Origin of the sequence: Streptomyces sp. DH12 (genome assembly GCF_020873895.1) — a bacterium.
Taxonomy (GTDB): Bacteria; Actinomycetota; Actinomycetes; order Streptomycetales; family Streptomycetaceae; genus Streptomyces.
Genome location: NZ_JAHWGT010000056.1, coordinates 20744 through 29385 on the forward strand (window position 1 = coordinate 20744; position 8642 = coordinate 29385).

The 8642-nt window shown below is 72.4% G+C and carries 7 protein-coding genes and 1 pseudogene; 7 read left to right on the forward strand and 1 reads right to left on the reverse strand.

The annotated features are described in order from the left end of the window. The first annotated feature begins 311 nt into the window (after nt 1–311). The 6 genes from LPA54_RS31405 to LPA54_RS31430 all read left to right on the forward strand — a co-directional run bounded on the left by LPA54_RS31405 (nt 312) and on the right by LPA54_RS31430 (nt 7543). Nucleotides 312–620, forward strand: a complete 309-nt coding sequence (locus LPA54_RS31405) for a hypothetical protein (RefSeq protein ID WP_023587500.1) — start codon at nt 312–314, stop codon at nt 618–620. A 136-nt stretch (nt 621–756) separates the two neighbouring features. Then, a complete protein-coding gene (locus tag LPA54_RS31410; protein WP_228984153.1) occupies nt 757–1599 on the forward strand; it encodes a hypothetical protein in 843 nt (280 codons plus the stop codon). Continuing rightward, nucleotides 1589–2992 carry a hypothetical protein gene (locus LPA54_RS31415; RefSeq protein WP_228984155.1) on the forward strand — a complete coding sequence of 468 codons (1404 nt, stop codon included), beginning with the start codon at nt 1589–1591 and terminating at the stop codon, nt 2990–2992. Before LPA54_RS31410 ends, LPA54_RS31415 begins: the two co-directional genes overlap by 11 nt. Further along, a complete protein-coding gene (locus tag LPA54_RS31420) occupies nt 2989–4548 on the forward strand; it encodes an SCO6880 family protein (RefSeq protein ID WP_228984156.1) in 1560 nt (519 codons plus the stop codon). The genes LPA54_RS31415 and LPA54_RS31420 overlap by 4 nt, the downstream gene beginning before the upstream one ends. 39 nt (nt 4549–4587) lie before the next feature. Continuing rightward, nucleotides 4588–5994, forward strand: coding sequence for an ATP-binding protein (locus LPA54_RS31425; protein WP_228984166.1), 1407 nt, complete (start codon nt 4588–4590; stop codon nt 5992–5994). A gap of 1 nt (nt 5995) precedes the next feature. Continuing rightward, nucleotides 5996–7543, forward strand: a complete 1548-nt coding sequence (locus tag LPA54_RS31430; protein WP_228984158.1) for a type IV secretory system conjugative DNA transfer family protein — start codon at nt 5996–5998, stop codon at nt 7541–7543. Between the two features lie 29 nt (nt 7544–7572). On the opposite strand, the gene LPA54_RS31435 is transcribed toward LPA54_RS31430, so the two are convergent. Further along, on the reverse strand, nt 7573–8181 hold the full coding sequence (locus LPA54_RS31435) for a GNAT family N-acetyltransferase (RefSeq protein ID WP_228984161.1): 609 nt from the start codon (nt 8179–8181) through the stop codon (nt 7573–7575). A gap of 86 nt (nt 8182–8267) precedes the next feature. On the opposite strand from LPA54_RS31435, the pseudogene LPA54_RS31440 reads away from it, so the two are divergent. Then, a pseudogene (locus tag LPA54_RS31440) lies at nt 8268–8465 on the forward strand (response regulator transcription factor); the annotation flags it as partial. Nucleotides 8466–8642: the final 177 nt, after the last annotated feature.

Sequence of the window (8642 nt, forward strand, 5' to 3'; positions counted from 1 at the left end):
CGCGCGCACGCCGCCGCCGGACCCGGTCCGGCGGCGGCGTCGTCATATGCGGAGGAAAGCCCCGAAAGGGGATCAACGACGGTCATTGCCCGCAGTCACACCCCGTGATACACAGAGTGACCATACGCGTATCCGCACGCACCCGACCCCCTACCGGCCCAGGTCAGGGGCGTCGGCTCGGTCAAACGTGCGGTGATCGGGTAAAGAGACCCGCGAAGACGTCGTACGTCAGCGGTTCGATCAGCGAAGATAGTTGACGGCCCATGCCACCAGGCGGGGCGTCGAACTACCGAACAGGGGCGGTGACTTGCATGTACCTGGCGGCCGAGAAGGGCGACATCACCACCATCATTGGCGGAATCGCCCCCAACTGGGGCCCCTTCGGGAGCCTGGGCAACCAGGCCCGCGTGATGATCGAGATCGTGATGGCCGTGGCCATCCTGCTGTGCCTCGGCATCGCGATCTGGGGGGCGGCCAAGCAGCGCATCGGCGCGACGGCCATGCGCGACACCTTCAGCGCCGAACAGGGCAAGGGCCTGATCGTGGCCGGCCTGACCGGCGTCTTCATCATCGGATCCCTCGGCACCCTCTTCACCATCGTGTACGGGATGGCCGTCTGAGCCCCCCGACCGACTGACCCGCCTTCAGCTCCCGGGGCCCGCAGAGGATGCGTCTCCTGATGTCCAGTCACCACGCCGCGCACGCGCCGCGGCCACCAGCACGGCAGCAGCCGTCGTCCGAGGAGGCGTACCCGTCATGAGCTTCGACGACGAGTACGGCGGCGGTGGCGGTCGGGGCAGGAACCGCGGCGCCACGGGTCAGACCCGCACCCGCCTCCCCGAAGCGGACACCGACGACGGCTTCGGCGGGCCCGCGCGGCGTCCCCCGCGCGCGTCCCGCTCGCTGGTCACCGTCGTCGGCGTGGTCGTCCTGCTGATCGCCGCCATCGCCTTCGCCAACCGCGGCGGAAACGGCGACGACACCGCCCAGGGCACCCCGCGGGGCGCCGCCGCACCCACGGCGGCGACCGGCGTGAAGCCCGTCACCGGCAAGAACGGCACCCTCCCCGCCGGCTTCCCCCAGGACGAACAGGGCGCCCAGAGCGCGGCGGCGAACTACGCGGTGGCCCTGGGCTCGGCGGAGATGTTCGACAAGACCAAGCGGGACGAGATCCTGGGCTCGGTCATCGTTCCGGCGCGCGTCGCCCATTTTCGTCGAACGCTGGACAAGGCGTACTCGCCGTCCTTCTTCCAGAACGTGGGCCTGCAGCCGGACGGCACCGTCCCAGACGGGCTCACCTTCGTCTCCCGCACGGTTCCCATCGGAACCAAGATCACCAGCCTCGACGCTGAGCGCGCCACGGTCGAGGTCTGGTGCGCGGGGCTCGTCGGCCTGGCCGGCGAGGGCTCCATCAAGCCGGTGACGAACGGCTGGTTCACCATCACGATGGAACTGCAGTGGGTCGACGGCGACTGGAAGACGGTGACGCACTCGCAGAAGGACGGCCCCGCCCCGGTGGGCGCCGACACCCGCGCCTCCAGTGCCGAAGAGATCGCCGATGCCGTGATCGGGTTCGGAGGATTCACCTATGCCCGCTGAAGCCACGCGCCGCACCGCCGCCGTGGGCACACTTCTGCTCACCGCGCAGACGGCCGTGATCCTTTGGGCCGGACGAGCCGTCGCCGCGCCCACCCCGAGCCCTTCTCCGTCGCCCAGCCCGGGCAGGAGCAACGACCCCTGCGACCTCATCCACGGCCCCTCCCGCGACTTCTGCGAAAGCGAGGACGGCGGCGGTACCGCCCGCACCTCCCCCCTGGAGCCCGGCGACGCCGTCGACCCGCTCTCCTCCCTCGCCCGCGGCTGCGCCGACGCCGCCGCCTGGACCGTCGACAAGCTCAGCGACGCCGTCGCGTCCACCGCCGCTGTCGACTTCACCAACACGCGCTTCCTCCAGCAGTACGCCGTCGTCTTCGCCGCCTCCACCATCCTCACGCTCGTCATCTGGCTGCTCGCCGTCGCCAAGCGCGCCATCCGCGGCGTGCCGCTGAGCACGGCGCTGTCCGAGGCCGTCGGCTTCCTCTGGCTGACGGTCCTCGCCTCCGCCTTCACCCCGCTGATCCTGCACACCGTCGTCTCCGCGACCGACGGCGTCACGGAGGTCATCGCCGCCGGCACGGGCGGCCAGACCGACGCGTTCTTCGGTTCGTTCGCCGCAGCCCTGAAGAAGGGCGACGACATCGGCGGCGGACCCATCATGCTGATCGTCGTCTCGCTCGTGTCGATCCTCGCCGCGGGCATCCTGTGGCTGGAACTCGTCATCCGCGCCGCGCTGCTCTACGTCGGCGCGCTCCTCGGCACGGTCGTGTACGCGGGGATCGTCGACAAGAACATGTGGGGCCACGTCCGCCGCTGGGCCGGCATCATGATCGCCGTCATCCTGGTGAAACCGGTCATCGTGATCGTCCTCGGCCTCGCCGGGGCGCTCTCCTCCGGCGACGGCCCCGACGCCTTCTCCGCCGTCGTCTCCGGCCTCGCGATCATCCTCCTCGCCATCTTCGCGTCCGCGGCGATCTACCGCTTCGTCCCCGGCTTCGGCGACGAGATCGCCACCGCCCGCACCAACCGCAAGCAGGCCACCGACGGCGCCCAGGCCGCGGCCGTCATCTCCTCCCCGGCCGCCCTCGTCTCCCAGGGCATCAAGGCCCACAGCAGCCGCTCCCACCAGCGCACCGGCGGCGGCGCCCCCGTCGCGGCCAACGCCCTGTCCGGCGGCGTCGCGGCGCACGGCGGCCGCGGCGGCGCGCCGGCCACGGGCGGCGGCACCGGCGGCGCCGGCGGCGGAACGGTCCCCTCCGTCGCCCCCGCGCCCCGTAGCGCCCCCGCCCCGGCGCCCAGCGCCCACTCGGCGACCAACACCCCGCACACCAGCCGCGCCACCAACAGCGGCACCGGCAACCCAGGCAACGCAGGATCAGGAGGTGGAGGGCGGTGACGACCCAGTCCCACTCGATCACGCCCCGCCGCACGTATCTCATCGGCCGCGCCCGGCCGAACGCGATCATCGGCAAGAACCGCGAGACCGGCGAGATCGCCCTCATCATCGCCGGGGCGTTCCTCGGCATGATGTGCGGCCTCCTCGTCCCCCTCCTCACCCTGCGCATCACGCTGCTCGCCGGCTTCCCGATGCTCGCCCTCGCCGCCGTGTACGTCCCCTACCGCGGCCGCACCTTCTACCGCTGGTACGAGATCAACCGCAGCTACAAGCGGGTCCTGCGCCAGGGCACCACCTACCGCTCCGCCGCCATGGAGGCCGGCACCCGGCTCGACGGCCGCGAGGTCGAGGTCGGCCCGCCCCCCGGCATCGGCCGCATCAACTGGCTCTCCGCCCCCTTCGGCCCCGACGAGATCGCCGTCCTCCTCCACGCCGACCGCCGCACCGTCACCGCCGCCATCGAGATCGAGGGCCCCGGCGTCGGGCTGCGCGACAGCGAGGACCAGGAAGCCCTGGTGGACCGTTTCGGCACCCTCCTCAAGCACGTCGCCAACGGCGACGGCTTCGTCACCCGCATCCAGATGCTCGCCCGCACCCTCCCCGCCGACCCCGACGCCCACGCCAAGGACGTCGCCCAGCGCGGCGACCCCCACGCGCCCCGCTGGCTCCTGGACTCCTACGACCAGCTCCAGTCGATGGTGTCGACCTCCAGCGAACAGCACCGCGCCTACCTCGTCGCCTGCATGCACTACACCCGCGAACTGGCCGCCGAGGCGCACGCCATCGCCCGCGCCGCCCGCCGGACCGGCGGCGCCGGGCGGGTGCGCCTCGACAAGGACGCCGGCCTCGCCGTCGTGATGGCCCGCGAGCTCACCGACATCTGCGCCCGCCTCGCCGAGGCCGACATCCGCGTCCGCCAGCCCCTCGGCCAGTCCCGCCTGGCGTCCCTCGTGCACTCCATGTACGACCCGGACCACCCCATCGACCACATCCAGGCCATGACGAAACGCAACGCCTGGCCCGCCGAGCTCGACGCCGTCGAACCCACCCACCTCCAGGCCAAGACCCGCGAATCCGCCACCCGCGCCCCCTGGTGCCACGCCACCGCCTGGGTCAAGGAGTGGCCGATGACGCCCGTCGGCGTCAACTTCCTCGCCCCGCTGCTCGTCCACACGCCCGACGTCATCCGCACGGTCGCCGTCACGATGGACCTCGAACCCACCGAGGTCGCCATCGAACGCATGCTGACCGAGAAGACCAACGACGAGGCCGAGGCGAGCCGCGCCGCGAAGATGAACCGCACCATCGACCCCCGCGACATCGCCGCCCACGGCCGCCTCGACCAGCGGGGCGAGGACCTCGCCAGCGGCGCGGCCGGCGTCAACCTCGTCGGGTACATCACCGTGTCGTCCCGCTCCCCCGAGGCCCTGGCCCGGGACAAGCGGACGATCCGGGCGTCGGCCGGCAAGTCGTACCTGAAGCTCGAGTGGTGCGACCGCGAGCACCACCGGGCCTTCGTGAACACGCTGCCGTTCGCCACCGGCATCCGCCGCTAGGCGCACAGGACGAGACGATAGGACGATAGGGGCCTGATGATGCGCGATCCGCTGTCCGTCCTCACCGATGCCTTCACCTCCTTCCTCTTCGGGAAGGTGGAGACGACCCGGCTGCCCGTACGCACCTCGACGGGCCAGGCCCAGGCCGTGTACCTGCCGACCGCCGCGCCCGGCCTGGGCGACTCCGGCGTGATCATCGGCCGCGAGGTGTACAGCGGCAAGGGGTACGTCTACGACCCGTTCCAGCTGTACGGCCAGCAGCTCCCCGCCCCGCACTGGCTGGTGCTCGGCGAGTCCGGCAACGGCAAGTCGGCGCTGGAGAAGACGTACGTCCTGCGCCAGCTCCGCTTCCGCGACCGCCAGGTCGTCGTCCTCGACGCCCAGGGCGAGGACGGCGTCGGCGAGTGGAACCTCATCGCGGAGCAGCTGGGGATAACGCCCATCCGCCTCGACCCGAGGGCCGCCCTCGACGACGGCATCCGCCTCAACCCCCTCGACCCGGCCATCACCACGACCGGCCAGCTCGCCCTGCTCCGCACCATCATCGAGGTCGCCCTGGGGCACGGCCTCGACGAGCGGTCCGGCTTCGCGCTGAAGGTCGCCCACGCCTACGTCAACGCCACGATCACCGACCGCCAGCCCGTCCTGACCGACATCGTCGAGCAGCTCCGCCACCCCGAACCGCAGTCCGCGGAGGCGATGAACGTCGACATAGACGACGTACGCGCCTGGGGCCTCGACGTCGCGCTCGTCCTCGACCGGCTCGTCGACGGCGACCTGCGCGGCATGTTCGACGGCCCCACGACCGTCGGCATCGACCTGGACGCGCCCCTCACCGTGTTCGACCTGTCGCACATCGACCGCAACTCCATCGCCATGCCCATCCTCATGGCGATCGTCGGCGTGTGGCTGGAGCACACCTGGATCCGCCCCGACCGGAAGAAGCGCATCTTCCTCGTCGAGGAGGCGTGGCACATCATCAACAGCCCGTTCGTCGCGCAGCTGTTCCAGCGGCTGCTGAAGTTCGGCCGCCGGCTCGGCCTGTCGTTCGTCGCCGTCGTCCACCACCTCAGCGACGTCGTCGACGGCGCGGCCGCACGGGAGGCGGCGGCCATCCTCAAGATGGCCTCCACCAGGACGATCTACGCCCAGAAGGCCGACGAGGCACGCGCCACCGGGCGGGTCCTCGGCCTGCCGCGCTGGGCCGTCGAGATCATCCCGACCCTCACCCCGGGCATCGCCGTGTGGGACGTCAACGGCAACGTCCAGGTGGTGAAACACCTCATCACCGAGGCCGAACGCCCCCTCGTCTACACGGACCGCGCCATGACCGAGTCCGCCCCGCCCGACCTGCCCGACGACCTCAAGGCCGCCGAATGGGAGGCGGAGCAGCGCGCGGCCCTCATGGAACGCCACATGAACAGCTCCGAGTCGACGGTGGCGTGACGTGGGCCGCCCACCCGAGACGCGCGGCCCCCAAGGGGGCGTCCCCGACGGGCTGCTCGTGGGACTGCTGGCGCTCCTGCTCGTGTCGACGCTGGTGGTGTGGACGGCCACCGGCCTCGCCGGGTTGCTCGCCCACGGCTCCTGGCCCACAGGCGTCACCTTCGGACGCACCCCGCTCGCCCTGCGCTCCCTGGTGACCGACCCGCGGGGCATGGCCGCCGCCTGGCCGGGGACACCCGCCGACCAGCTGCCGGGCCACGGGGTGTTCTGGGGGTTGCTGATCGGCGAGCTGATGGTGTTCGCCGTGCTGGCCGTCTTCGCCGTGGGGACGGTGGCCCGCTGGCGCGCGGTACGCGCGGCGGCACGCGCCGGCCGGCGGCCGGGCACCGGACCCGAGGCCACCACACCGGTACCGCAGTACGAGACACCCCCGCCGGCGGCACCGCAACCGGCACAGGCGACACCGGCACCGGCACCGGCACCGGCACCGGCACCGACTGCGCAGGCGGTACCGGCACCGCAGGAAACCCCCGCACCCACACCACCAGCACCAGCACCCACGCCCGCCACACCACCACCCCCCGCCACCACGGCCTTCCCCGCCCCCCGCGCACCGGCGCCACGCGTCCTGTACGGCGACCGCGCCACCCGCCGCCCCAGCGCCCTCCAGGCCGTCGGGGACGCGGTGGGCCCCGCCCTCGTCGTCACCTCCGACCCCGCCCTGTGGGCCGAGACGAAGGACGCCCGCGCCAAGCTCGGCCCGGTACTCCTCTACGACCCCGGGCACCTCTGCGACACCCCGGCACGCCTCCACTGGTCACCCACCGACGGTTGCGAGGACACCGGCACGGCGGCGGACCGGGCCACCGCGCTCCTCGCCCCCGTACGCCCCCGGGCCCGCCTCGACGCCGCCGTCGCCGACACCGCCGAGACGCTCCTGCGCTGCTGGCTGCACGCCGCCGCCGTCGACGGCCGGCCCTTCCGGCAGGTGCACCGCTGGGCGCAGAACAACGGCAGCGCCCACGAGCCCGTACGCATCCTCCGCATACACCCCAAGGCCACCAACAGCCACGCCGGGCTCCTGGAGTCGGCGCTCACCGCCCACCCCGAACGCCGCGACGCGGCCCGCGCCCTGACGCTGCGGGCGCTCTCCGCCCTCACCACGGTCCACGTCCGCGAGTCGTGCACACCGAATCGAACTGATTCGCTGACCTTGGAATCATTCATCGCCGAAGGGGGCAGCCTCTATGTGGTGGGCGAACCCGTGGAGGACCCCCGGACGGCACCCGGCGCGATGCCCCTCCTCACCGCCCTCACCGCACACGTGGTCGAGCACGGCCGCCGCATGGCCGCACGGTCATCCGACGGTCGGCTCGACCCACCAATGACCCTCGTCCTCGACGACGTCGCCGCGGTCGCCCCGCTCCCCCAGCTCCCGGCGCTCCTCGCCACCGGCCACGACCAGGGCCTCCCCACTCTCGTCCTGCTCCGCTCCCGCGAACAGGCCCGCGCCCGCTGGACCGAGCCACTCCCCACCGCGGCCCCCTGACGGCCCCGCCCGCCGCCCCGGCCCGCGTCCTACACGCCGGTGCCGGCGCCCTCCGCCGCGCCCGGAGACGCGACGGGCCGCGGCAACTCGTACTCGACCTCCACCGCGCCCGCCTGCTCCGGCTCCGGCCCGCACTCCACCGAGTCCACCACGCCGCTCGGCACGAACCCCGCCTTCCGGTACAGCGCCGCGGCCCGCGCGTTGTGCTCGTGCACGTACAACCGCACCCGGCGCACCACCGGCTCGCGCAGCGACCACGACCACTCCGCGGCCGCCCGCAGCAGCGCCTCCGCCACCCCGCTGCCCCGCGCCTCGGGACGTACGTACACCCCGACGAGATGCGTCTGGTCCACTTTCGGCGGCGTCCCGAACAGCACGTCGTGGCCCTCCCGTTCCACCAGGGCGGTCACCGACCCGACCCACCGCCCACCGGGCGCGACGGCCACGAACTGCCGCGCCACCACGCCGGCCGCGGCCCGCCCGGCCCGCTCCCGCCAGTGCGCGTCCGGCCGCGCGGCGGCTTCCTCGTACGTGTCCAGGTACGCCAGGTGCGCCACAGGGTCCCGCAGGGCGGCCAACCGCAACTCCCGCACCTCACGCCACTCCTCGGCCCGCACGGGCCGCACCAGATACGTCATCCCCCGATCGTCCCGACCCCCCGTACCCACCGGCAAGCGGTTAACCCCCGACCCGAGCACCACCCCCACCCGCCTCACTCCATGCGGCGTTGACGGAGCGGAAGCGGGAGATCCTTGAGGTGATCGGCCGGGGGTGGACGAACACGGAGATCGCGGAGCGGTTCCACCTGGCGGAGTCCACGGTCAAGACGCACATGGGCCGGATCCTGGCGAAGACGGGTTCCCGTGACCGGGTGCAGGCGGTGATCCTGGCGTACGACACCCGTCTCGTCCAGCCGTCCTGACCGGCAAGCACGTTTCGATCGGCTACCTCGATCGACTCGTGCGACAAAAAGGGCCCGGAAATGCGGAAAGCCCCGCACCATACGGTGCGGGGCTTCCCCATTCAAAGATTGTTCGGCGGTGTCCTACTCTCCCACAGGGTCCCCCCTGCAGTACCATCGGCGCTGAAAGGCTTAGCT

What these genes read in the sequence shown, in the direction of transcription:
- LPA54_RS31435 (WP_228984161.1), bottom strand. Translation starts at nt 8,181, where the DNA reads ATGACGTATCTGGTGCGGCCCGTGCGGGCCGAGGAGTGGCGTGAGGTG.
- LPA54_RS31410 (WP_228984153.1), top strand. Translation starts at nt 757, where the DNA reads ATGAGCTTCGACGACGAGTACGGCGGCGGTGGCGGTCGGGGCAGGAAC.
- LPA54_RS31415 (WP_228984155.1), top strand. Translation starts at nt 1,589, where the DNA reads ATGCCCGCTGAAGCCACGCGCCGCACCGCCGCCGTGGGCACACTTCTG.
- LPA54_RS31405 (WP_023587500.1), top strand. Translation starts at nt 312, where the DNA reads ATGTACCTGGCGGCCGAGAAGGGCGACATCACCACCATCATTGGCGGA.
- LPA54_RS31425 (WP_228984166.1), top strand. Translation starts at nt 4,588, where the DNA reads ATGCGCGATCCGCTGTCCGTCCTCACCGATGCCTTCACCTCCTTCCTC.